The sequence below is a fragment of the Niallia yueguangensis genome (assembly GCF_052663115.1).
In genome coordinates this window covers 36783-61033 of record NZ_JBQTCX010000001.1, presented here as the reverse complement: position 1 = coordinate 61033, position 24251 = coordinate 36783, and the positions used below count along the sequence as shown (strand labels likewise).

Sequence of the window (24251 nt, the reverse complement as noted above, 5' to 3'; positions counted from 1 at the left end):
TGTTTACTTATGTGTAATAATCATAAAAACATGACTACGACAGGTGTTCTAAGTGCTCCACTTGCAAAAGCGAAATTTGAACATACTACTATCGAGCGTAGAGAATTACGACCAGATGACGTTTTAATCGATATTAAATTTAGTGGTATCTGCCATTCTGATATTCATAGTGCTTTTGATGAATGGGGTGGCGGAATCTTCCCGATGGTTCCTGGACACGAAATCGCTGGAGTCGTAGCAGCCGTAGGATCAGACGTTACAAAATTTACTGTTGGTGATCGAGTTGGCGTTGGTTGTATGGTTGACTCCTGTGGAGAGTGCGAATACTGCCTAAGTGGTGAAGAGCAATTTTGTACAAAAGGCTTTGTCGGAACCTATAATTCATTAGGTTATGATGGTAATCCAACATATGGTGGATATAGTCAAAAAATCGTTATAAAAGAAGGATTCGTTGTCAGCATTCCAGATAACCTGAAGATGGATGTTGCAAGCCCTCTATTGTGTGCGGGTATTACCACATTCTCTCCTTTGAAACACTGGAATGCTGGACCAGGTAAAAAGGTTGCCATTGTGGGAATGGGAGGCCTTGGACACGTAGCCATTCAATTTGCGCATGCTATGGGTGCTGAAGTAACGGTCTTAAGTCGTTCTATAAATAAAAAAGAGGAAGCACTAAGTTTTGGTGCAGATCATTACTATGCAACTAGTGACCCTGCTACGTTTACTGAATTAGCTGGTCGCTTTGATCTTATCTTAAACACTGTGTCTGCAAACCTCAATGTTGATGAGTATTTATCTTTGCTTCGCATCGATGGAACACTTGTAAATGTTGGTGCACCAGCTGATCCAGATCAATATAAAGTGTTTTCTCTAATCATGGGTCGTCGTAGCCTTGCTGGTTCACTTATAGGTGGCATTCGCGAAACACAAGAAATGCTTGATTTCGCGGCCGGGCATGGCATTGCTCCTATGATTGAAGTAATCCGCGCTGATCAAGTAGATGAAGCGTATGAACGCATTCTCCGTAGTGATGTGCGATATCGATTCGTTATTGACATTTCTACCTTATAACTCGGAAAGATGTCTTCTGTCATCTTGACCCGGACCTGATGATAGGTGGGGCAGCCTTTTGAATTGGCTACCCCGCCTTTTGTTTTCCGAAATAGTGTCTTTGAGATCTTTTGGTTATGTAAATTAACATCCATGCACATTACAAGGATATATAGGCGACCATTATAGCTGAAAGTATAGTGCATACGCTTGCTTTACGATAGAACTTTCAAAGGAAAATTAGAATAAGGAAGCAACTTCCTTATTTAAAGGATGAATTGATCATAAAAATAAGGGAGAAGAATGATAATAATGAAAAAAAATAATTTACTTATATTTATATTAGCCATAGGAGCTTTTGGCATTATCAATACTGAAATAGGAGTTATGGGGATATTACCTTTCATTGCTGATAACTTTCATATCAGTGTAGCTACGGCCGGGTGGCTGGTGAGTCTCTTTGCGCTTACTGTTGCAATATGTGGTCCTACTATACCGTTACTGTTTTCAGGAATAAATCGCAAGAATGCAATGTTATTTGTACTTGGTATGTTCGTTGTAAGTAACATTGTCTCCCTATTTGCACCAAACTTTACGGTTGCAGTCATTGCCCGTGTAGTTCCAGCCATTTTTCATCCCATTTATTTTTCAGCAGCATTTACAATAGCTGCGAACTCAGTTCGCAAAGAAGATGCGCCAAAAGCTGTTGCTAAGGTACTTATGGGCGTATCTGCAGGTATGGTACTTGGTGTTCCAATCACAAGTTTTATTGCTAGCACCGTGTCGTTTCAAATGGCGATGTTATTCTTTGCTATTGTAAATGCTATAGCATTTATTGCTGCATTAGTATTTTTCCCTTCTATGCCTGTTAAGGAACGACTTTCTTACGGTGCACAATTAAGCGTATTAAAGAAGCCTATACTTTGGCTTTCTATTGTGGCTGTTATTTTAATAAATGCAGGAATATTTGGAGTGTATAGTTATCTTGCCGAGTATCTTACAAACATTACCAATATCTCTGGGAAAACAATTAGTTTAATGTTAGTCATATACGGTGGGGCCAATATTATTGGAAATATTATAGCAGGAAAGTTACTTTCTAATAGTGCCATCAAATCTGTAGTGTCGTATCCTTTTGTATTTGCAGTAGTTTACATCCTATTATTCTTAATGGGACAATTCACTGTACCTGTAGCTATCATTACTTTAGCTTGGGGAATATTAGCTGGTATAGGAAATAATATTAGTCAATATTGGATGACATCTGCAGCCCCAGAAGCTCCTGATTTTACTAATGGATTATTTATAACATCCTGTAACTTAGGAATAACACTTGGTACATCTGTAGGTGGATTATTCATATCAGGAATAGGTACAAAATATGTTGTGTTAGTGGGATTGATATCATTGATATTGAGCCTAGTATTTATTTTGCTAAGAAATTACATGTATAGTCCTACAACACAACTTTCTAAATAAAGAACGTAATAAATCAGTGTATGCCTATTTAAAAAATGACATACACTGTTTTACCATTGAAAGATTATCAGATATAACTCTGTCTTTGTACGTTCCGTTTTTACGGAAAAAAACTTTTCAAAAATAATAGTAATACAATAATACTAGAATTGGAGAGTGTCAGTGTGAAACGGTTTTTTCTCTTATTAATGATTGTATTTATCGGTTATGTTTCAAAGGAGGTATGGGAAGAGCCACTTCACCAATTGGTTTCTTCAACTTCAGCGGAATCTATTCATTCTTTAGTCGATTCGTTAAAAGAAAATTTAGATATCAATTCTGAGACTGATACTTCCAATCAGCAGCCGAATTCTATCTCTACGTCAATTGATCATTCACATTTAGAATCAAAAGATACAGAAGTTGAAGCACCCAAATTAACAGCTCCTAAAGATCAAATATTTTCGATTCGTAATATTGAATTAGGTGTATCACGAGCTGATGTTGAGCGAGAATCTGGAAAGCCGAACAGAATTTCGAAAAATGAATATGGTGTCAGTTGGGCAACGTATCATAAGAACTATCACAATTTTATCATGGTTGCTTATGATGAAAAAAATATCGTTCGTGGCATTTATACCAATCAAGATTTGATTGCGTCTTCAACGGGAGTAAAATTGGGAAGCTCTAAGCCATTGGTTCATAAGCACCTCGGTACTCCTGAATCAATCATGAGAAAAGGCTTGATTAACTATAGGATTAGTAGTGATGGCGAGTACGATGTATTCCACCTCGACAACAGCTATGTCACGATTTTTTATGATAAACACGAAAACAATACGGTTACAGCTATTCAAGAGATCGATGAAAAATTAGAACAAAACAAAAATGCTATTTATACAAAGTCAAGCCAGCAACTAAAAGAAGGCTTAGAATATCAGCTATTTGATTTAACAAACGCTTCGAGAACAAATCACAAGCTGCCCATTTTAACGTGGGATGATCATGTGAGAGAAACAGCTCGAGAGCATAGCTTAGATATGGCGGAAAATCACTATTTCGACCATACAAATTTACAAGGTCAATCTCCGTTTGATCGTATGAAGGAAGACAATATTCATTTTATCACAGCTGGTGAAAACCTGGCATACGGTCAGTTCAGCAGCATCTTTGCCCACGAAGGGCTGATGAATTCCTTAGGTCATAGAGAAAACATCCTTCAAGAAAGTTATAAATATTTAGGAATCGGAGTTGCATTTAATAACGATTCACAGCCTTATTATACTGAAAATTTTTATAGTGATTCCCTTTCTCAATGAATACTCCCGCCACTTAATTTTCTAACGAAAATTTGAAGTGGGGGTTTCTAACGCATCGAACATGTCTGAACGCTTAACGTTAGTGGAGTTGACACATTGGTGTACTAAAAACACCCAACCCCTCTATCCCATTGGTCTTATTTTGATGCCTTTGGGACTTCTTTTCAGCTTATTGGTTTTCACACGATTGTGTGCCTCGGCTGACGTTTGGCTTGAACATTTTACGTGGCAAAACAACGATTCCTGCCACAACCTGCTATGTTCAGTTTTCAAGGAACAATTACAGGAATATTGTACCATGTCGGACACTTAATCTACCAACAATCTGCCTTACGGTATCTATTGTTGGCAGACCGTGTCCGAAGGCGATTCACCTCCCACCTACTCATTGGACTACGTCCTGCACATTCCTTAAGGTGGGAGTCCTCTCGCCTAAAATGATAGAAATTCTATAGACATTAAAAAGAAAAAGCCGATTTCCTAGCAATTCTGGAAACGACTTTTTTTCAACACTATCATAGATTTTTGTAAAAAAATCTATATTGAAAGCTCCAATACCCATAATGCTCTCGTCAAAATATGAATAGGCTACACTTAACTAGACAATAAAATTAAGGTCAAAGTAGACTAACAGACAAATTTGGGTATACTGCATATTAATCATAAGTGATCCGTTCTAGAAACTTTACGTGGAGTGGCGGGTATGCTAGCCTTTTCGGGCGCGCCAGGTATATAAATTAGCTGGCTTCCTGGTTGGGAAAGCATACCCGCCGAGGCTCCATGTCAAGTTTCGGTATTTCCCCACTGTCTTTGGTTGTCTACAAACATCTTATTAGTTAAGGAGAGACTTTACGAATGAAAAGAGAAAGAAGAGCCTTCACCCCTGAATTTAAAGCCCAAATGGTTAAATTATATGAAAACGGCAAGCCTAGAAAAGATATTATTAGTGAATATAATTTAACTCCTTCTGCATTGGATAAATGGATCAAACAAAGTCAAACATCTGGTTCTTTTAAGGAGAAAGATAATCGAACACTAGAAGAAAATGAACTGATCAAACTTCGTAAAGAGAACCAACGTCTACTAATGGAAAACGATATTTTAAAGCAAGCTGCGCTGATAATAGGACGAAAGTAAATGTGATTAAAAATAACTGTCACAAATACTCGATATCAGCAATGTGCGACGTCCTAAAACTCTCAAGAAGTACCTATTATTATGAAGCAAAAGAACAATCTAATACGGATGAGGAACTTACAGCTACCATTATAGAAATTTTTCATAATAGCCGTCAAAACTATGGTACACGTAAAATTAAACATGAGTTAAAAAAGCTTGGTATGGTTGTATCTAGACGGCGTATTGGTAGAATCATGAAAGAGAATGGATTAGTATCTAAATATACAGTAGCTCAGTTTAAGCCTCATGTTGATAAATGTAATGAATCAGAGGTTAAAAATGAGTTGAATAGAGAATTTAAACAAGAAAATGAACTAACTGTGGTAGTAAGTGATTTAACATATGTAAGAGTTGAAAATCGATGGAATTACATATGTTTATTTATTAATCTTTATAATCGAGAAATTATCGGCCACAGTGCAGGTCCACATAAGGATGCAGACCTTGTATATCAAGCCCTATCGACTATTAATGCTGATTTAAGACAAATTCAATTGTTTCATACAGATCGAGGAAACGAATTTAAAAACAAGACAATTGATGAAGCCCTAGATACATTCAAAATTAAACGGTCATTGAGCATGAAAGGATGCCCATATGATAATGCAGTCGCTGAAGCCACATTTAAAAGTATCAAGACGGAATTCATAAAAGGAATGTATTTTGATAGTTTGGAACAGTTGAAATTAGAATTAGATGATTACGTTCATTGGTTTAATCACATCAGAATTCATGGAACGCTCGGGTATTTAAGCCCAATTGAATACAAAAAAGAACACCTTAAAAAAATTGTCTAGTTTAGTGTTGACATACCAATAAAGCATTTTTACTATTTTATACATATTAATATACTCATAATACGCTAAAGTACACAATAAAATTTAGCGATAATTGTCAATTAACCTAAAAGCCTTAGTGAGATAAGTTCTTATTGGAGCTTTTTTTTTCTTCCTCATTCTTCTTTTCTAATTTATCGTAATACTCTATCTTCGAATCAATTTTTCTAAAAGCTATATCCAAGTCTCTTTGTTTCTCCATCATTTTCTCTTTATGTTTTTCAAATATCTGTTTGCGTAGGGCGATTGTACATTCACCTTCTTGTGTTAACTCGACAACCTTACGTAATTCCGATAGAGCGATATCTGTTTTACGTAAACATAAAATAAACTCTAACCACGTTACATCTTCCTCATCAAAAATACGATTTCCATTCTCATCTCTTTTTACAAAGGGGAGAAGCCCCTCTTGTTCATAATATCGAATTGTATGTGTAGGTAAACCTACCTTTGCAGCAACCTCTTTTATTGAAAATTTCATTCCATAATATCCTCCATCGTTATTTTTATTATGTTGTTCTTCACTCGTCCAAACTGAACATTTTACAGTCACTATAGAGCTCTCTTCTAGTTTCTAACACACTGCCTCTACTCATGCAATTATAGTAGAACAGATAGTATAGGTGTTTGCTTAACGTCTTAAACCAACTATATCTAGCTAATTGCTCCGGCTATGCCTGTTAACAAATTACAAATTAATTCATTTCAATCCCAAAAGCATCGATTATTAATATGAAAATTGAAGTTGATTATTTCCTCCTCATATTTCTTCCTTTCTTTACCGTGATGTAAATATATATGTTTCGCTTCCAACATTATTATAAGCTTTAAAGTAAACTTTAACGCAACCCATAATCCTGGAAGGAATAAAAAAAATTCCAAAATTCCCTTGCCTTAATGTCGACTTTAACGATTAAGCTATTATTAACCTGTCTAGAGAGGAGGATTAAGGTACCAGCAAAATATATTTTGTATAATCTTCAATTGTCAACAAAATAGTAATAGCATCAGAATAAACATTGGAGGTATTTAAAATGAAAAAAAAATCTATTATCAGGCGTGTACTTACAGTGATAGCATTCGTCTTGCTTTTATCCACGATCACCGTTACATCCGGGGTAGACAGCCTAGCAAAGACTGCTAATAAAGGCTCATCCCCAACCGCGACAGTAGCATGGGACAAGACCTTTCCTAAAAACAAAAAGGTAACTGTCCAAAAAGTCTCATATACTAACAGACTTGGCATTAAAATAGTTGCAGATATGTATACTCCTAAAAACATGAATAGAGCAAAGAAATCTCCCGCAATCATTGTCGGACCCCCGTTCACTGGCGTGAAGGAACAGACGGCCGGCTTGTATGCCCAGGAGATGGCAGCACGTGGCTTTGTAGCCCTGGCCTTTGACCCTTCCTACACTGGAGAAAGCGGCGGGAAACCGCGTAATATTGCTTCTCCAGAAGCGTTAGTTGAAGATTTCAGCGCCGCAGTGGACTTTTTAGGCACACGCACATTTGTGGATCGTAACAATATTGGCGTCATCGGCGTTTGTGGCAGTGGCGGATTTACGGTCAGCGCTGCGCAGAATGACCCTCGACTGAAGGCCATCGCGACAGTTAGTATGTACGACATGGGCCGTGCCTACCGTGAGGGATTGGGGTTAGCGCCAGTACCGAGCGAAGTAATGACCGAGAAAGAACGGAAAAAAGCGCTTGAAGAAGCCGCTAAACAGCGCTGGACTGAATTTGAGGGCGGACAGATAAAATACGGCGGAGGAACTGCAGTGAAACTTAAACCCTCACAAGAAGCAGCAGTCCGAGAGTTCTCTGAATACTACGGTACGCCTAGGGGATATCACCCCCGCTCAAAACCGATGAGCCTTACCAGCACCGGGGCGCTCATGAACTTTTTCCCGTTCGAGCAGATTAAGACGATTTCTCCGCGTCCAATTCTGTTCATCGCAGGTGAGAATGCCCACTCCAGATACTACAGTGAAGACGCCTACAAGCTGGCGGGCAAACAGAAGGAACTCTATATAGTTAAAGGCGCAGGACATGTGGATCTGTACGACAAAATGGAGTACATCCCGTTCAACAAGCTCGAATCCTTCTTCAAAAAAAATCTGAAGAAAAAATAAGGTTTATGATGAGTAGTGTATAGAAGCTACGTGCCAATGGTAATTTGAGTAAAACCACTGTGTGAATCCCACCTATATTGTCGGGATTCACACTTTAATTATGAAAAAAGTTAATTAGAATGGTTGATAAATTAACATCCCATTCTAAGGTATTATGAATAATCACAGCACCACCTTCCCTCGGTTGTTGGCACAGGTACGAACTCTTTTCCTTTTATAACAAAAGTAATTACCTTGAAGCTTTTACCTTTCCTAATATACAGATACGTTTATAAAGAAGCCTGTTATGAAAAAGAACAAGCTTCTTTTTTATTCATAAAAATGTAGAAACATTAGATTTTGTTCATCTCACACATGAAATTTTAATTTTTTTCTGTTTCTGTCCTAATTTAGCTTATCTACATAAATTGTTAGCCTGCTTCTTTATATTGTATCAATATATTGTTTCTATTACTGAATAGATTGTTTCTATAATACGTCTTATCAAAGAAAAATTATAATAGGTGTAAATAAATTACTTTTCCGATAGTTCATTTTGAAAAGTTAATTTGAAATACTTGAAAAAGTGGTGAAGTAAAATGCAAAAGGTAGTAGGAATTATTGGTGGAATGGGTCCCTTAGCGACTGTAGATTTAATGAATAAAATTATTTCTCGTACACCTGCAAGAAAGGATCAAGATCATATCCATATTATGGCCGACAATTATGCTCAAATTCCAGATCGAACAAAGGCTATTATGGGGAAAGGAATAGATCCAGCTCCATATATGATACAATCAGCACAGCGACTACAAAATGCCGGTGCAGATTTTTTAGTTATTGCCTGCAATACTGCACATTATTTTTTTGAACCAGTAAAAAAATTTGTTGTTATCCCTATCATGCATATGCCTTTAGAAACAACTAATTATTTACATAAAAAGCGTTTAAAAAAAGTAGGTTTATTAGCAACAGATGGGACAACTAATACAGAAATATATCAAAATAGTTGTCAAGAGTATGAAATTGAAGTTATTAACCCTGATACTGAAATGCAGAAAAAAGTAATGGAAGCAATATATGCTATTAAGGGAGGCAATTTAGAAGTCGGACAGACATGTCTTTTAACAGCAGCTAATAATTTGATAAACCAAGGGGCAGAGGCTATTATAGCAGGTTGTACTGAAATTCCTCTTGTTCTTAAACCATCCCAAGACATTTGTGTAATTGATCCAACCGAAATTTTGGCCAAAGCAGTGATAAAAAAAGTTAATGGCAAAGAACAAGAAATGCGAATGGTATAATTATTGTCTCTTTCATCTTTTACATGTTTAGTGTATATTGCTTTGATAATGATAAAAATAAGGGGAACTGTATAAGGAGCATAAGACATGAATATCGAAAATATTGAAGCCTTTATCTATGTTTGTCAACTTGGTAGTTTCAATAAAGCAGCAGAAGCTCTTTATTTAACTCAGCCTTCTGTAACAGCACGTATTCAATCTCTTGAACGTGATATGAATATAAAACTTTTTCATCGAAATGGGAATAAGATTTCTATAACAGAAAAAGGGGAATATTTTTTCCCGCATGCACAAAAGATTCTCCAATCTTACCAGGAAGCAAAACATGGACTACAACAAGTAATTATTCCCTATGAACTTGCAATAGGAAGTGCTTTGTCTATTTCTAATAATGTTCTTCCTAATATTTTGCCTGCATTTAAAGCTGAATTTCAGGATGTTCGAATAAAAATTTTAACGGGGCATTCAAAAGACGTTTTACGCAAGGTCATTAACAAAGAAGTAGATTTTGGCATCGTGCGTACGGAAACACATCCTCAAGTAGAATCAATTCGACTTTATAATGATCCAATTAGTCTTTTTGTTCCCCGAAATCACCCTATTTTAGAGGAAGAAATAATTACAATCGAACATGTAGTTAAGTATCCTCTTATCTTTTTTGATTATGGGTCTATTGATTGGCTTATGATCCATCGACTTTTTTTAAGCAATGGGGTGAATCCAAATATTTATTTGGAAGTAGATAATATGGAAACAGCTAAAAATTTTGTATTGCAAGGTCTAGGTATTAGTTTTCTGCCGGAGCATTGTGTAAAAAAAGAACTTGAAAATGAAGAAATATTTCGAGTAGAAATGACACCACCTGTTAAAATAAATATTAGTATTGATATTATTTATTTAAAAGGTAAGCCTAAGTCTATTTTCATCGATTTCTTTAAAAATAAAATGTTGGATCGATAGGATTTAGAGATGAATCAAAGAAAATTAGAAAACCTTTATATGCTTTTAAAAGAATAATGGGATACTAAGTATTAATCTTAATTAAGAGCAAAAAGAGTAGTTTTCTAAAAATAAGAAAAATTAAAGTGAATATAAAAAAGTAACGAGCTTAAGAAGTGATCAAAAGCTCGTTCTTTTTTACGTTTTTTTAAAGTATTTTTAAATAGATTTATTCAAAATATTATAGTTTTATTCTATAACAACAAATTACTTTAAAAAACTATACATTTCACATCTGTTGTGATTCACCTGCAACACCACTCAAGTTTAGGCGCATCATTGTTTCAATCTTTTCCAAATCTTGACCGGACACACTTTCATAGCTACCGAAACCTGCATTATTAATCTATGTTTCGATTTGATACGGATTTAACTCTTGCTAGAGTTGATGAGCGTTTTGACTGATGGATCAGGAATTTCCTGCAAGATTTCTCTTTTCAGTTCGTTCAGATTGTTTTCACGGCGAGCAACAAGTATGATATTTTTCTTACGTTTTGCGAAAGCCTTAGCTGCCGCGTAACCTATACCAGAGCTTGCTCCGGTAATAACTGTATATTTCCTCTATGTATCCATTTTAATCTTCCCCCTTAACTTGGCATACTGACCCCTAATATAAATTTGGGTACAAAATAAGTTCAAACGTGATCGTTCTAACGTACAAACGTTCGCAACGTTTCATTCATGGGTATGCTTGGACGAAACTCAAAATTTTTTGCCTGTTCTATTTACGTATTCTGCGAGATACTTGAAGACAGTTCTTAGATTATAGTTCTACTTTAATATTGAATTTATAGTTATCGGACACCAAAAGCCCTTTCTAAAGCATCTGTATCCTCATAAATCTGATAACTAAGAATACGACCATCGTTAATTCGGCAAACAACAGACCACTCGCTTTCGAACAAACTTCCAGTTTTTCTGACAATATGTTGAAAGCTACCCCAAGCAGTAGCCCATTCTCCCTCTCCCATAATATGATTAATTTGAAAATGTTGAGTGTCGAAAGAAGTTGCCAAAGTTGCAAGAAACTTTTTAACTCCCTCTTTCCCTTTAAAAGTTCCATACAAAGGAACCTGATCAGACGATTCCTTTCTCATAGCAATAAAGATTGCATTTTCATCCACTAATTGAAGAGCTTTTTCCGTATCTTTACTCCATAATGCTTCAAAAAAACTTTTTACTGTTGTGGCTGCTTCTGTCATTTCAACTCCACCTCTCCTAAGTAGATATCAAATCATAAATCTACTTTAGTCGTTAGAGCGCACTCGAAGTCAAGATATTTTTGATGTTTAGGATAATCCTGATTCGAGCTCTTTGTACAATTCGATTTTCTTATTCAGTACTTCGGAGTTTTCCTGTAAAGCTGCAATTTTCGCTCTGACTTGATGCTCCTCAAGCATTTTCCGTCGCTCTTAGAGGCTTCTTGAATCGTAGAAAAAAGTTCAGTATTGTTCAATGTAATCAGCTCCTAAAAAATTTCATTTCTAGTATCATTAAATGCTCCTGGTATAAGAGTTAATTTTCATTTGTATTGTAACAGAATAATGATCAGGTCACTTGGAAAGGCTTGAACGCTGAATAATTGCCTTGCTGGGATCTTAAAGGTAAACGGTGTCAGGGGCAACTGTGTACGCCTGTTTTATTACGGATTATGGAGTAATTCGACTTTTACGAATCAAACAAACCTTTTAATCCAAATTGCTGATACTGACTGATTCAATATTGTAGTGTTCGTATCGAGATACCTTCTTCCTCTGCAATAGCTTTCAAACTTTTCTCGTGGTTTAGATATTGATCAATTAACCTGTACTTATCTATAGCCTTTTGCTGAATAAGCTGTTAATGGAGGATGTTCATTCTGTATAGATTTCACCCCTTCCGATTTACTATCTTTCTAAATAGCGATACATCGTCGTGCGTGAAAAGCCCCACTTTTTTGCAACATCTTTAATAGTCGGTCCAATCGCCAAACGACAATTGTATGCCTTCACGTGCATACTGAAGTGCTTCCTCTAAACTGGGACGTAGTTTTTTCCCCAATCATTTTATCGTGAAAAATTTTCATACAACCATGTTGCGTTAAACGCATCTGTTTGTAAATCTAAATTTTGTAATCCTGTCGACACAGGTACATATCCAATAAACACCAATTATCACTATTTCTCAATTTTATACGCTAGGGCGCTTTTCCGTAATAACGAAAAAAGGCCAATTTCTCAATTTTAATGCTGAGAAATTGGCCTTTTTTATATTTATTTATAGTGCAAATAACTCCTAAAGTGACAATTTACAGGAAGATGACATCATTTATGATACAGTAGTACACAAGATTTGTTTGAATTAATCAATTATATACGAGGTAAGAAGGCAAGCTTAAAATCTTACATAAATAGATTATTGTTTCTTCCTCAACCGATAACGTTTCCTTCTTATTACCGACAACCCAACGGCTAATAGGTTAAACGAGGCACTGACAAAACAGATAGAATCGAACGAACCGTATATTTTTTGCGGTATGTTTCTACAATTTAAAGTACTTTTCAACTCCTTTACTAGCTCCAAATACTTTTTTAAGATCTCATTCTCCTGTTCCAAATGACTGTATTTCCGCTCTTTTTTTCCTTCTCATTAAGTGTTTCTGGACCATAACCATATGAATCATGAGAAGGAAAATCGGCTTTTTTTCTTTAATTCGATTTTAAACAATAACAATTGCAAAATTCGGTTTCATTGAACCATACTTAAACACCAAATAATTTGCTAATACTGTATTGTTACCAATCGATTGGTTTTTCATCTCTAAAGATTCTCCTGAAGGTCCTTCAGGTCCAATCGTCGCTAACCAAAGAATTGATTCAGCAGCTTGACGGATGCTTTCTAGATTGTCTACATCCATCGCCACAAACGAAACGTCCAGATTTGACTTCTTAAGTTTCTACGTAGCTTCATAACCCATTTCTGGATCCCGACTTGCCAAAATGACCTTAAAACCTTTCAAAGCTAATTGTTTGAACAGTTCATATCCAATTCCTCTATTTCCGCCGGTGACAAGTGCAACTTTTATATCCTTTGACATTTTAAATCCTCCTTTTTTCGGCTACTAATCTTGGGCTAAAGCAGATTTTTTCACACCCTAGAAATTTAATAAAAGGAAGTAAGACAGGGAGCATAAATCAATATTAAACAAAAAGCTCTTAGAGAAGTTGAATTTATTCCTTATCTAGTAAGTTGTTGCGTAGGAGTAAACAAGTAATTTCTAAGTATAATAGTTACCAAACTTAGTAGCAATGATAGGATTCCCACCAATACGACGTATTGTGTACCCATTTCTAATATAAATAACCCGCCTGCAGCTGCACCCAATGTTGTTCCTACGTTACAGGCTGAAATAAATAATCCATTGGCAAAATCAGGTGCTTCGGGAGCTGAAGACGTAACCAAATATTGATTAATATTTGCCATTATTCCTCCAGCCAATATTCCCCAAATTAAAGTTAAAATTGCCATAGGTACGGTAAACTGTCCTGTGAAGAATAAAATGATGTAAACAGCACCCAATACCAAAGGAAAAGATACTACAGTCTTAATGGCACTATGAGTAAGTAACTTTCCTGTGACAATGTTTCCAATAATACTGGCTCCACCAAAGATGGATAACGTTAAACTTATGGTATTCGGAGACATATTCGTTACTGTTTTCAGATATTCAGTAAGATAACTATAAACCCCAAAAATAGCTGAATTTAATAAAATGACAGTCACGATGGAAAGCCATAAACTAGTTTTTTTTTAATACGGAAAGTTGTGTACCATAAGAAAGTCGGTCTTCAACAGGCATAGATGGTAAAAAAATCAATGTAGCAATGAATACAATAGAATTAACAATAGCAAAGAATGCCATCGCCATTTCATACGAAACGGCACTATCAATAAAACTTGCGATCGGTACGCCGGCTACCATACCAGCAGATACTCCTATAAATACTTTAGAAACAGCTTTTGGAGCTTCTTCTTTACTTACTGAGGAAGCAGCTGCTGTAAATGCCAAAGAACAATAAATTGGATGAAAAAAGGCTGGAATTATACGAGCAATTAATAGAATGGTAAAGTTAGATGTAAATATGGATACAATGTTTCCCAAAACGAAAACTCCTAATACAAGTAACATGACCTTCTTACGATTTATCCCGGAAAACAATAACGGCATCGTTGGTCCAGATACAGCAATAGTAAGAGCAAAAAGACTCACCAGCAACCCTGCTTGTGATATGCTGACATTAAAGTGATCAGCAATGGAAGGCAATAACCCAATAACCCCCATTTCGGTATTTATGATGCCAAAAACTCCTATGGTCAATATAAAAATCAACAAATGGTTTCGTTTAGTCAAAAAAACAACTCCTATCTTTATTTTTGTGTAATCAGGCACCAGCATTTCTACACACTCTTTTTCAGGTGCGATATCGTATCAAAGCATAAACTTAAGACCTGAATTTCTGTTTTCCTCTGTACGATAATTTAATATAACCCCTCTATTTTAGTTGATTTTTATAATTGCAATTGTAAAATGCTTTTAATACTTGTAAGCTTTTCTACTCCATATTCAATCTTTCACATAATTGCTTGGAGAAATAACATAATTAAACATGGATTATCAGGATACAAACATTAGTAAAAAAATGCCCCCAAACGAGCTAGGAGCAATTTTTTATTATGAAATTTATAGCAGTTAGCCTGTAGGACAAATATTTATTTCCTAATCGCAACCCATTAGATAACTTGTTTAGTTGGCCGAATCATGATTTCGCTTATGGCAACTGTTTCAGGTGTGCTAATTGCATATGCTACAGCATCGGGCATTTCCACACCTTCTATTTTTACATTATTAATTTAACATCGACTTCTTCGGGTTGATCAATCGCAAAAGCTACCACTCCCCTAAGGCAAAACAGATTTATATTTTTAAATCTGTCTACTTTAGAGGGAGCATATCATCTCCTCGACTGCCTAAGCTTTAGAAAATGAATAGCTCTTAGTTTTATCTTTTCTTGTAATTATTACCTAGGTTGACTTGTTGGTCCAATGGTAAACTCGTTAACGTTCGTATCTTCTGGCTGATCAATCGCGAATGCCACAACATTGGCAACTCGATCAGGTGAAATACCATATTGTTTATAAAGTTCTGTTGCACCTTCTAAAGTATCTTTATCCGTAATCGTATCCAACAATTCCGTGTTGATCGCTGCTGGATAAATAGTTGCTGTGCGGATGTTAGTACCTTCTTGGGCAGATTCCATACGCAAAACTTCCATTAAATCACGAACAGCCCACTTTGTTGCGCCATAAACCGCAACGCCTGGGTAAGCTTTAAGCCCAGCTACTGATGAAGTAGTGATGATATGTCCAGACTTTTGCGATGTAAATGTTGGCAATACTGCGGCGATACCATTCAATACACCTTTAATATTAACGTCAACCATACTGTTCCACTCGTCAGTTTTTAAATGGGAAAGTGGTGAATTAGGCATTATTCCAGCGTTCAAGAAGATTACATCGACACCACCAAAAGTGTCTTTAGCTAGTTGAACAAGCTGCTGACTATCATCTGGATTAACAACATCTGTGACGCGATAAGCAGCTTGTCCACCAGCTTTTTGAATTTCTTCAGTCAATGCTTTTAATTTGTCTTCGCGACGAGCGCCCAAAACAATCTTAGCACCTTTACTGGCCAATAATTTTGCAGTTGCTTCACCAATTCCAGATGAAGCTCCAGTGATTATAACCACTTTGTTTTCAATTGTCATTTCGTTTTTTCATCCTTTCATATTAAATAAAACTACAATTGATGCTTTCTCGACATCTGTAAATAATTTATAATATAAAAAGAAACAAAACAAGGCATAGAAATCGTTAATTTAACCGGTTTTGTTGTTTACGCAACAAATCGATAAAAATTGTCGACTTTCTTAGAAAAGGTATGGTGTTAATAACATGGCAAAAGTGGATAGAAGAATTGTTAGAACTCAAGAAGCAATTAAAAAATCATTTCTTGAATTGATGTCAGAAAAAAATTTCGATAGCATTACCATTCAGGATATTTCTGACAGGGCAAATATTAACCGTGCAACTGTTTATCTTCATTACTTGGATAAATTTGATCTGTTGGATAAGATCATAGAAGAACATATCAATAACATGGTTAATCTTTTTGAGTCGGAAGCTGCAACTGAAATGGATTGGATTGAATCGACTGTACATTGCATGAAATATCTTGAAAGTAACTATTTGTTTTTTTCGACGATGTTGGCGAGTGAAGGAGCACGATATTTTCGCAGCCGGTTTGTTCAACATAACATCGAAGAGTTCAAAAAGGACGTGGATATAACAAAAGGCAAAAATCTTGGTCAAAGCGAAGATATCGTTGCCGAATTTGTTGCAAATGCTTACGTAGGTGTAGTGGAATGGTGGCTAAAAAATGGCATGCCTTATTCACCGCAGGAAATGGCAGAAAAAGTAGGGGTTTTATTAGAGAGGATCATATAGATTTATCGCATAAAAAATCTGTTTTATTTATTGGCTATGTTAAAGCTCGTTGTGGATTTTGGCACTATGTTGATTTTTGTTCCAGGAGTGAGACCCCTGCGGGAAAAGAGAGTCAGAGGGAGACCCCACAGGCGCATATGCGAGGCGACTGAAAAACTGATAATTTTAAAAAAAACTTGAATTATCATCTATATACAGATAACAAATGAGTTTATCATTCTATATGTTGTAGTAGGTTATTCGTATCTTTTTCCTTTCCTATGGACTTTTTCAGTAGCCTCCGCATAAGCGTCGAGGAGGCTACCGAACCGCCCGCGGAAAGCGAACGCCTCTCACTGCAATCAACAGCCAAGTTTAACAGAGCATATTTATTAAGTAATGAGGAGGGTAATGTGTCCTCCCTCTTATTGGCTTTTGGTTATTCTTCTATACGCTTTTGATATTGTTTGGTCACCAGAATTCCCTAAAGATAATCAACAATTTTTCTTGATTTGTTGAGTAAACAACGAAGTGCGTTAAATTAACGATTGAAAACATCTTATTTCTTTTTATTATTATAAACAGATGTTAATTAATCAATCAATAATGATTTTTTATAGGGATTTAACATTAACATCTTCGGAACAATTGAAGTGAATTAAATTCAAGCAGGAGGTTTAATTATGGATCGTATTGAAAAGAGCAAGGAAAAATACAAACAGCCATTGGAAAGACCATATATTATCTGCCACATGCTAACTTCATTGGATGGGAAAATCATTGGAGATTATTTGAAAGAGGAACGAGCAGCTTATTTTACAGATGAATACGAAAAAATTCATGGACGTTATGGATGTAAAGCATGGATTTGTGGCCGGATTACCATGGAGGAACACTTTACTTTCGGACATAAATTAGATTTAAAACAAGATAACATCCCGACTATCCCCAGAACTGATTACGTTGCAAATAAGGATGCTAAAAGTTATGTCGTAGCAGTAGACCCTACTGGAAAACTAGGATGGACAAAAAACTACATTTCAGAATGGAACGATAATAGAACGAAGGACCATATAGTAGAGGTGCTTACAGAGCAAGTATCTGATGCATATTTAGCTCATCTGAAAAAAATAGGTATTTCTTATATTTTCGGTGGAAAAGAACGATTAAAGTTTACTGTCGTAGTGGAGAAGCTAAAAAGTTTATTTTCAATCGATGAATTAATGCTAGAAGGTGGGGGGCTTTTTAAATGGATCCTTTTTGAATGAAGGATTAATTAATGAATTGAGCCTAGTCTTAGTTCCAATTGCAGATGGTGCATCTAACTCTGTGACACTATTTGAAACGAGCTCTTTTATAACAAATCAGCATCCAGTAAATTTCTTCTTAAAAGAAGTTGAAAAACTGAAAGATGGTGGGTTATGGATGAGGTATGTAACAAAACGTGATTAACCTTCATTTAACAAAAGAACGAATAAATTCTTGGATGTACATTGGAGTAGATGGAAGAAAATGAACAACACCTGGAAAATTTACATGCTCACCTTTATCACGTTCTTGCTTGGAACAGCACAATGATTGTTTTTTTATAAGGAGGTCTCGCCACTTGCCTATCAAGTTAAAAATCAGAATTACCCCAAAACAAAGATTTTGCACAAATGGCTCAATTTTATTGTTTTAGGGTAATTTATGTTTGTTAGTCATAATAAACGAAACGGCCCCAGTTCGCTTTAAAAAAGTTGTCTAGTTTTGTCTTGACATACCATTATAGATAATTACTCCGGTTGTACTATAAGTATGTACTTTCGCTTAAACATTATTAAAGACTTTAAAGTTAACTTTAATACAACTTAAATATTAAAAGAAAACCCGCATCCTCCTTAATCTGTCTGAAAAAGAAATAATTATAGAAATCATATCTTCTACCATTTCTTCATTTAAGGATCGTTTTTCTTGGTTTTCTATTAATTGAACAGTTGTTTTATGACTATAATATACTATTTATTATGTTTTTTTGGTAACTGTTGTATCACCACAGTTCTATATACTTTTTGACTAGTCATAATTGTTATGAAGGGAATGTTGGTACTTTTTATGATACACTATCTTTATGGGCAAATAATCACAATAGGAGGTGTAAAAAAATTATTCGACATTTATCGTAGAGAATCTAGGGGTAGCACTATGTTAGTTTGATTTATCAACGTTTTCAAATACTCGAAATATTTCTTGCTATTATCACTCCAAAATATTTATTCGTCCTCTTTTCTACAATAATATCAACTATATAAAAATAATTGACTATTTCGTATGTCCATTATGTCAACTAAAAAGAATATTTTTTTGTTATGGTGGAATGATAATTTAATCAATGAAGTAATACTTGATTAATGAATATTCCTTAAATTTAGTAAGGAAAGGTGTAAAAAATGGTAAAAGTACATAAAAAAGAATCAAAGACTCATTTAATAATGCGCTATATTTTGCTGATGATTGGTGCAAGCCTTGCTGCTGTTGCAATCGAGCTATTTTTAATTCCAAACAAAATCATTGATGGTGGAATTATTGGGATTTCGCTGATTATTAATTATATGACTGATTTTAGTTTTGGAATTTTAGTATTGCTTATTAATCTACCTTTTTTATTTGCAGGTTATAAATATATAGGAAAAAACTTTTGCATTTCTTCTCTTTTTGCTATTATCATGCTTGGAATTGTGGAATCCAATCTTCATCATATCCCAGCATTAACAACAGAGCCGCTGCTTGCCACTGTATTTGGAGGGTTGCTTTTAGGTGCTGGTGTCGGATTAGTTATCCGTAACTCAGGAGCGTTGGATGGGACAGAGATATTAGGAATTTTATTATCGAAAAAAATTCCTTTTTCAGTCGGTGAATTTGTTATGTTTGTCAATGTGTTTGTATTTGCATGGGCTGGTTTTGTTTTACAATGGGAACAAGCGATGTACTCGATTTTAACGTATTACATTGCTAGTAAAGCACTGGATGCTGTTATCCAAGGATTTGATGATACAAAAGCAGCGATGGTTATCTCTAATGAATACGAAGAAATCTCAGAAGCACTGTCCGATCGACTTGGAAGAGGTGTAACAAAATTAAAAGGTAAAGGAGGCTATTTAGATCAAGAAAAAGAAGTTCTTTATGTTGTTTTTACTCGTTTAGAAGTTGCTAAATTTAAAAGCATCGTACAAGAAATTGATCCAAATGCCTTTATTACGATAATGGATACACAAGAAGCACATGGTGGAAAATTTAAATCCGCGATTCATTAATAAGAAAAGCGCAGGCGCCTTGCTCAGCCCCGAAGAAAAATGTTCTCTTGACTCAAAAAGTGTTTTTTACTTTTAGAGGCAAGAGGTTATCTTTCACAGGGGCTAGGCGCCGGAGCTAGACACTTAACTAGTTTCGAAATTTTATACTTTCTTATCTTTGAACAAAAGCCAAGCGCCTTGAACAGCTCTGAAGAAAAATGTTCTCTTGACTCAAAAAGTGCTTTTTACTTTTAGAGGCATGGGGTTTTTTTCACAATTGCTAGCTGCTTGCGCTAGACAGTTATCTAACTTCAGAAAAAAATCTTATTTCCTAAAGAAAGTGCCGTCCGCCAGTACTGATTATTGTACGATGTTGGACGGCACTTTCTATTTATACAAGGGATAAAACGATTGGTAATGTTATTAAACTAGCTAATGTCGTAACTAATGTTGCAGATGATACAAAGTCGGGATCTGTTCCATATTGCAAGGCATACAACGTTGTATTCGCTGCAGACGGCGTTGCTGCAAGGACAATCATTAATTGTTTCACTAAATCATCGACTGGAAGAATAAGTGTCAAGGACCAAGCAATAAGCGGTGAAATAATTAAGCGCAGGCATAAAGCAAACGAAAGACGCTGAATCTGGATATTTTTTAACGATATTTTCGCAAGCTGCATGCCAAGAACGAGCATAACCGTTGGAATAGCTGCATTTCCAACTAGTTTAATGGCTTCTAACATAGTCTCGCTGATTGGTATATGTAAAAAATGAAAAAGAACGCCAAGTATAGCTCCATACATAATTGGAACTCTTATTACTTTTTTAAGCGTATCTTTACTTGACCCTCCTTCTGAAGAACCTTTTGCCGCAACATAAATGCCAACAGTTGCCATAATCATTTGTTGAATGACCATCAAAATTACAGCGTAGTGAAGAGCAGGCACACCAAATGCAAATAATACGAGAGGCGTCCCATAATTCCCATTATTCATAAAAGCCGCTGATAAAATCATTCCGCAAGTTTTTTTACTGCTATACCCTCTTATTCTCCCTACAATATATACAATCGCGATAATTCCAAATACTAATACAAGCGCGTATATCGTCATCATCAAATAATCGCTGTTAAATTCTGTTTCATAAAACACACTGAAAGCTAAAACAGGGCTCATTAAATATACACTCATCGTGGATATTGGCTTTGTATCAATTTTTAAGGTCTTTTCTCCAACATAACCTACTCCAAAAATAAAGAAAATAGGCAATAATACAGCAAAAAATTCCATCTTCATACTCCAATCTTTGGTGTAAGTAAGAAAGTACAACTATTATTCCACTATTAAGAAAGCACAAGCGCCTTGAACAGCCCCGAAGAAAAATGTTCTTTTGTCTCAAAAAGTGTCTTTTACTTTGGCTGTTTTCGTATAGATTGTTGCTTTTAAACACGCAGCCTGAATACACTTCGTCCGTTTAGCGAGCGTCGAGCGTCGAGCCTCCTCGTCGCATACGCTCCTGTTGGGTCTCGTCTTTCTCGCATTCCCACAGGAGTCTACGTGTATTCAGTCTGCTGAGTACTTCTTCTCCCATTTTTTTACGTAAAAAAACAACAAACTTTGAGAAAAAAGCCTTTACTTTTAGTTACAAGAGGTTATCTTTCACAGGGGCTAGGCGCTGGAGCTAAACAGCTACCTAACTCGAAGCATATAAATTCTAATATATGAACAGAGTGAAAGAACCCTCACTGATGGAAGGTTCGCTTATAGAAATGGCAGGGGATGTTATTGTCTCACTTGCCCATTTCCGAAAATAATATATTTACTTGATGTTAAGGCCTTTAATCCCATTGGTCCTCTTGCGTGCAATTTTTGTGTACTGATGCCTATTTCTGCACCATATCCAAATTCAAAACCATCTGTAAATCTTGTGCTAGCATTATGATACACCGCAGCAGCATCCACTTGCTTTAAAAACAGGGCAGCATGATCATCATTGCTTGTAATAATCGCTTCTGAGTGCTTCGTTCCGTACTTGTTTATGTGATCAATAGCTTCATCCACATCTTTGACTACTTTTACACTAACCTTTAATGCGGAATACTCTGTATACCAATCTTCTTCAGTAGCTTGTTTAGCATTTTCCCATATGGAACAAACATCATGATCCCCATATATTTCTACTTCTTTTTCTGCAAGTGCTTGCAGCAACTTGCTTCCATTTTGCTCAAACCATTTTTCATGAATAAGAATCGTTTCAATGCTATTGCAAACAGATGGTCGTTGCACTTTTCCATTTAGAGAAATAGAAATACTCATATCCACTGTTGCTGTTTCATCAATAAAAATATGACAGTTGCCAGCACCTGTCTCGATAACAGGTACAGATGCTTCCTTTACAACTGTATCAATTAAATTTTTGCCGCCACGTGGAATTAATACATCTAAATATTCATTTAAATGGAATAGTTCCTTCGCTGTTTCTCTGCTTGTATCTTCAATCAATTGGACAGCATCTAGTGGAAGTGCTGATTTTTCTAATGCTTTATGAATGGATCTCACAATCGCTTGATTGGAGTAAGCAGCTGTTGAACTGCCGCGTAATATAACCGCATTTCCTGTTTTGATCGATAAGGTCGCTGCATCAACAGTTACATTTGGTCTTGCTTCATATATCATACCCATTACTCCGATAGGAACTGTTTTTTTCACAATTTTTAAGCCATTATCTTTATTTATTTCTTCCAAAACATGCCCAACTGGATCTTCGAGTGTCATTAATTGCTGAATCGCTTGAGACATATCTTCAATTCTTTTTTTATTCAGCATAATGCGGTCTAGCACAGACTCCGATAATCCGATTTTCTTGCCATTTTCTAAATCTTGTTTGTTCTCTGTTATGATATAATCTTGATCAATAACTAATTGTTCACTAATATATTTTAGCGCTTCATTTTTTTCTTCTGTAGAAAATTTCGTCATTTGTAAACTTGCAAGTTTGGCAGCTTTCCCTTTTGTTTGTATTTCGCTCATTATTAATCACCTTCTATTATATTTTCACCCATTTATTTCGATGGATAACCTCTGTTGATGAAAAAGACGCTATTTCTTTATATTCCGTACTTTTTTTGCCAATAATATTTTCTAGTTCGTTGGAGGAGTACAAAACTTCCCCTTTTCCGATTGCTCCTGAGTCGCCTATTACTTCGACAACATTCCCTTTTTCAAAAATCCCTTCAACTTTGTAAATGCCTGCTGGCAATAGACTAGAGCCCTTCTCCATCAATGCCTTCTCTGCTCCTTTATCTATATAAAGCCTGCCTTGAACGGTGGAGTGTAAAGCAATCCATTGTCTATTATTGTTTAATGCTGTTAATGCATCTGTACCAATATAGGTTCCATCACCTTTGCCTTCCGTAATGGAAATCAATTTCTCTTCTCCACTTCCGGTGCCGATAAATACCTTCACTCCTAAGGAAAGGGCTGTTTCTGCTGCCACTAATTTTGACTTCATGCCGCCAGTTCCTACCTTTGAACCGGATCCTTCTGCACCTTTCATAAATTCTTCCGTAATTTCTGTAATCATATCATATCTTATCGCATTTGGATTATCTTTAGGATTACTATCATACAGTCCGTTTATATCTGTTAAGATAATTAACTGATCTGCATGGACAAGACCACTTACAAGTGCTGACAACATATCATTATCACCAAATGTCAACTCTTCTACAGAGACGGTATCATTTTCATTAATAATCGGCAGGATGCCTCTTTCTAATAGCTCCATCAGCGTGGAGTAGGCATTACGATAACGATTTCTTTTAGAAAAATCATTTCTTGTTAATAAAATTTGTGCAGGTGTAATTTGATACTTAGTAAGTTCATGCATATAGCTTTGAACCAAAAGACTTTGACCAACAGCTGCAGCAGCTTGCTTTCCTTTTAAAGTAACAGGTCTTGCCGGATAGCCTAGCTTCGTAAAACCAGCAGCTACAGCACCAGATGAGACTAAAATAACTTCATGTCCACATGCCTTCAATGCTGCAATACTTGCAATATGATCAGACAATTTCTGCTCATCAATTTCCCCTTTTGAATTTGTTAATGAACTGCTACCAATTTTTACAACAATTCTTTTTCTTTCCATTAATAACTCCTCCTACATCAACAAAACATAAAGTTATACTTCAGGATTCG

21 protein-coding genes and 2 pseudogenes are annotated in these 24251 nt (G+C 35.8%); 11 read left to right on the top strand and 12 right to left on the bottom strand.

Annotated elements, in window-relative coordinates:
* Positions 1-9 precede the first annotated feature (9 nt).
* From ACTYA4_RS00290 to ACTYA4_RS00275, 4 genes are all read left to right on the top strand, one after another.
* The gene (locus tag ACTYA4_RS00290) at positions 10-1071 is read left to right on the top strand and encodes an NAD(P)-dependent alcohol dehydrogenase (protein ID WP_443479538.1); all 1062 of its coding nucleotides are present in this window, start codon (positions 10-12) and stop codon (positions 1069-1071) included.
* A gap of 288 nt (positions 1072-1359) precedes the next feature.
* Positions 1360-2529 (top strand): MFS transporter, encoded by a 1170-nt coding sequence (locus ACTYA4_RS00285; RefSeq protein WP_443479796.1) that lies wholly within the window; start codon positions 1360-1362, stop codon positions 2527-2529.
* A gap of 164 nt (positions 2530-2693) precedes the next feature.
* Positions 2694-3827: a CAP domain-containing protein gene (locus ACTYA4_RS00280; protein ID WP_443479537.1), complete on the top strand. Its 1134-nt coding sequence runs from the start codon at positions 2694-2696 to the stop codon at positions 3825-3827.
* Between the two features lie 855 nt (positions 3828-4682).
* Positions 4683-5803 (top strand): IS3 family transposase gene (locus ACTYA4_RS00275; protein WP_443479536.1). Its coding sequence is split into 2 segments (ribosomal slippage): positions 4683-4929 and positions 4929-5803, totalling 1122 coding nucleotides; the frame shifts between segments, so codons are not numbered across the junction.
* A 115-nt stretch (positions 5804-5918) separates the two neighbouring features.
* On the opposite strand, the gene ACTYA4_RS00270 is transcribed toward ACTYA4_RS00275, so the two are convergent.
* Positions 5919-6323, bottom strand: coding sequence for a MerR family transcriptional regulator (locus ACTYA4_RS00270; RefSeq protein WP_443479535.1), 405 nt, complete (start codon positions 6321-6323; stop codon positions 5919-5921).
* Between the two features lie 553 nt (positions 6324-6876).
* On the opposite strand from ACTYA4_RS00270, the gene ACTYA4_RS00265 reads away from it, so the two are divergent.
* The 3 genes from ACTYA4_RS00265 (at position 6877) to ACTYA4_RS00255 (ending at position 10220) form a co-directional block, all read left to right on the top strand.
* Positions 6877-7977 (top strand): alpha/beta hydrolase, encoded by a 1101-nt coding sequence (locus tag ACTYA4_RS00265; RefSeq protein WP_443479534.1) that lies wholly within the window; start codon positions 6877-6879, stop codon positions 7975-7977.
* A gap of 578 nt (positions 7978-8555) precedes the next feature.
* Positions 8556-9260, top strand: a complete 705-nt coding sequence (cuyB, locus tag ACTYA4_RS00260) for a cysteate racemase (RefSeq protein ID WP_443479533.1) — start codon at positions 8556-8558, stop codon at positions 9258-9260.
* 87 nt (positions 9261-9347) lie between these two features.
* Positions 9348-10220: a LysR family transcriptional regulator gene (locus ACTYA4_RS00255; RefSeq protein WP_443479532.1), complete on the top strand. Its 873-nt coding sequence runs from the start codon at positions 9348-9350 to the stop codon at positions 10218-10220.
* Between the two features lie 408 nt (positions 10221-10628).
* Here ACTYA4_RS00255 and ACTYA4_RS00250 read toward each other — a convergent pair whose 3' ends face one another.
* The 8 genes and pseudogenes from ACTYA4_RS00250 to ACTYA4_RS00215 form a co-directional block, all read right to left on the bottom strand.
* Positions 10629-10784, bottom strand: coding sequence for a hypothetical protein (locus tag ACTYA4_RS00250; protein WP_445505416.1), 156 nt, complete (start codon positions 10782-10784; stop codon positions 10629-10631).
* 269 nt (positions 10785-11053) lie between these two features.
* Complete coding sequence (locus tag ACTYA4_RS00245) at positions 11054-11461, bottom strand: nuclear transport factor 2 family protein (protein WP_443479531.1); 408 nt, start codon at positions 11459-11461, stop codon at positions 11054-11056.
* 684 nt (positions 11462-12145) lie between these two features.
* Positions 12146-12229 carry a helix-turn-helix domain-containing protein gene (locus ACTYA4_RS00240; protein WP_443479795.1) on the bottom strand — a complete coding sequence of 28 codons (84 nt, stop codon included), beginning with the start codon at positions 12227-12229 and terminating at the stop codon, positions 12146-12148.
* Positions 12196-12406, bottom strand: a pseudogene (locus ACTYA4_RS00235) (recombinase family protein); the annotation flags it as partial. The pseudogene ACTYA4_RS00235 and the gene ACTYA4_RS00240, both read right to left, overlap by 34 nt.
* A gap of 551 nt (positions 12407-12957) precedes the next feature.
* On the bottom strand, positions 12958-13161 hold the full coding sequence (locus ACTYA4_RS00230; protein ID WP_443479530.1) for a hypothetical protein: 204 nt from the start codon (positions 13159-13161) through the stop codon (positions 12958-12960).
* Positions 13162-13194: 33 nt separating this feature from the next.
* Positions 13195-13335 (bottom strand): SDR family NAD(P)-dependent oxidoreductase, encoded by a 141-nt coding sequence (locus tag ACTYA4_RS00225; protein ID WP_443479529.1) that lies wholly within the window; start codon positions 13333-13335, stop codon positions 13195-13197.
* Positions 13336-13475: 140 nt separating this feature from the next.
* Positions 13476-14649 (bottom strand): annotated as a pseudogene (locus ACTYA4_RS00220) (MFS transporter).
* 667 nt (positions 14650-15316) lie between these two features.
* Complete coding sequence (locus tag ACTYA4_RS00215; RefSeq protein ID WP_443479528.1) at positions 15317-16063, bottom strand: SDR family oxidoreductase; 747 nt, start codon at positions 16061-16063, stop codon at positions 15317-15319.
* A 187-nt stretch (positions 16064-16250) separates the two neighbouring features.
* Between ACTYA4_RS00215 and ACTYA4_RS00210 the strand changes: the two genes are divergently transcribed.
* The 4 genes from ACTYA4_RS00210 (at position 16251) to ACTYA4_RS00195 (ending at position 20074) form a co-directional block, all read left to right on the top strand.
* Entirely contained in the window at positions 16251-16802 is a 552-nt protein-coding gene (locus ACTYA4_RS00210; RefSeq protein WP_443479527.1) for a TetR/AcrR family transcriptional regulator, read from the top strand.
* A gap of 662 nt (positions 16803-17464) precedes the next feature.
* Positions 17465-18049 carry a dihydrofolate reductase family protein gene (locus ACTYA4_RS00205; protein ID WP_443479526.1) on the top strand — a complete coding sequence of 195 codons (585 nt, stop codon included), beginning with the start codon at positions 17465-17467 and terminating at the stop codon, positions 18047-18049.
* A 16-nt stretch (positions 18050-18065) separates the two neighbouring features.
* On the top strand, positions 18066-18233 hold the full coding sequence (locus ACTYA4_RS00200) for a hypothetical protein (protein WP_443479525.1): 168 nt from the start codon (positions 18066-18068) through the stop codon (positions 18231-18233).
* Positions 18234-19210: 977 nt separating this feature from the next.
* Entirely contained in the window at positions 19211-20074 is an 864-nt protein-coding gene (locus ACTYA4_RS00195; protein WP_443479524.1) for a YitT family protein, read from the top strand.
* A gap of 370 nt (positions 20075-20444) precedes the next feature.
* On the opposite strand, the gene ACTYA4_RS00190 is transcribed toward ACTYA4_RS00195, so the two are convergent.
* The 3 genes from ACTYA4_RS00190 to proB form a co-directional block, all read right to left on the bottom strand.
* On the bottom strand, positions 20445-21344 hold the full coding sequence (locus ACTYA4_RS00190; protein ID WP_443479523.1) for an AEC family transporter: 900 nt from the start codon (positions 21342-21344) through the stop codon (positions 20445-20447).
* Between the two features lie 492 nt (positions 21345-21836).
* Positions 21837-23084: a glutamate-5-semialdehyde dehydrogenase gene (locus ACTYA4_RS00185; protein ID WP_443479522.1), complete on the bottom strand. Its 1248-nt coding sequence runs from the start codon at positions 23082-23084 to the stop codon at positions 21837-21839.
* A 16-nt stretch (positions 23085-23100) separates the two neighbouring features.
* Complete coding sequence (gene proB, locus ACTYA4_RS00180) at positions 23101-24201, bottom strand: glutamate 5-kinase (RefSeq protein WP_443479521.1); 1101 nt, start codon at positions 24199-24201, stop codon at positions 23101-23103.
* Positions 24202-24251: the final 50 nt, after the last annotated feature.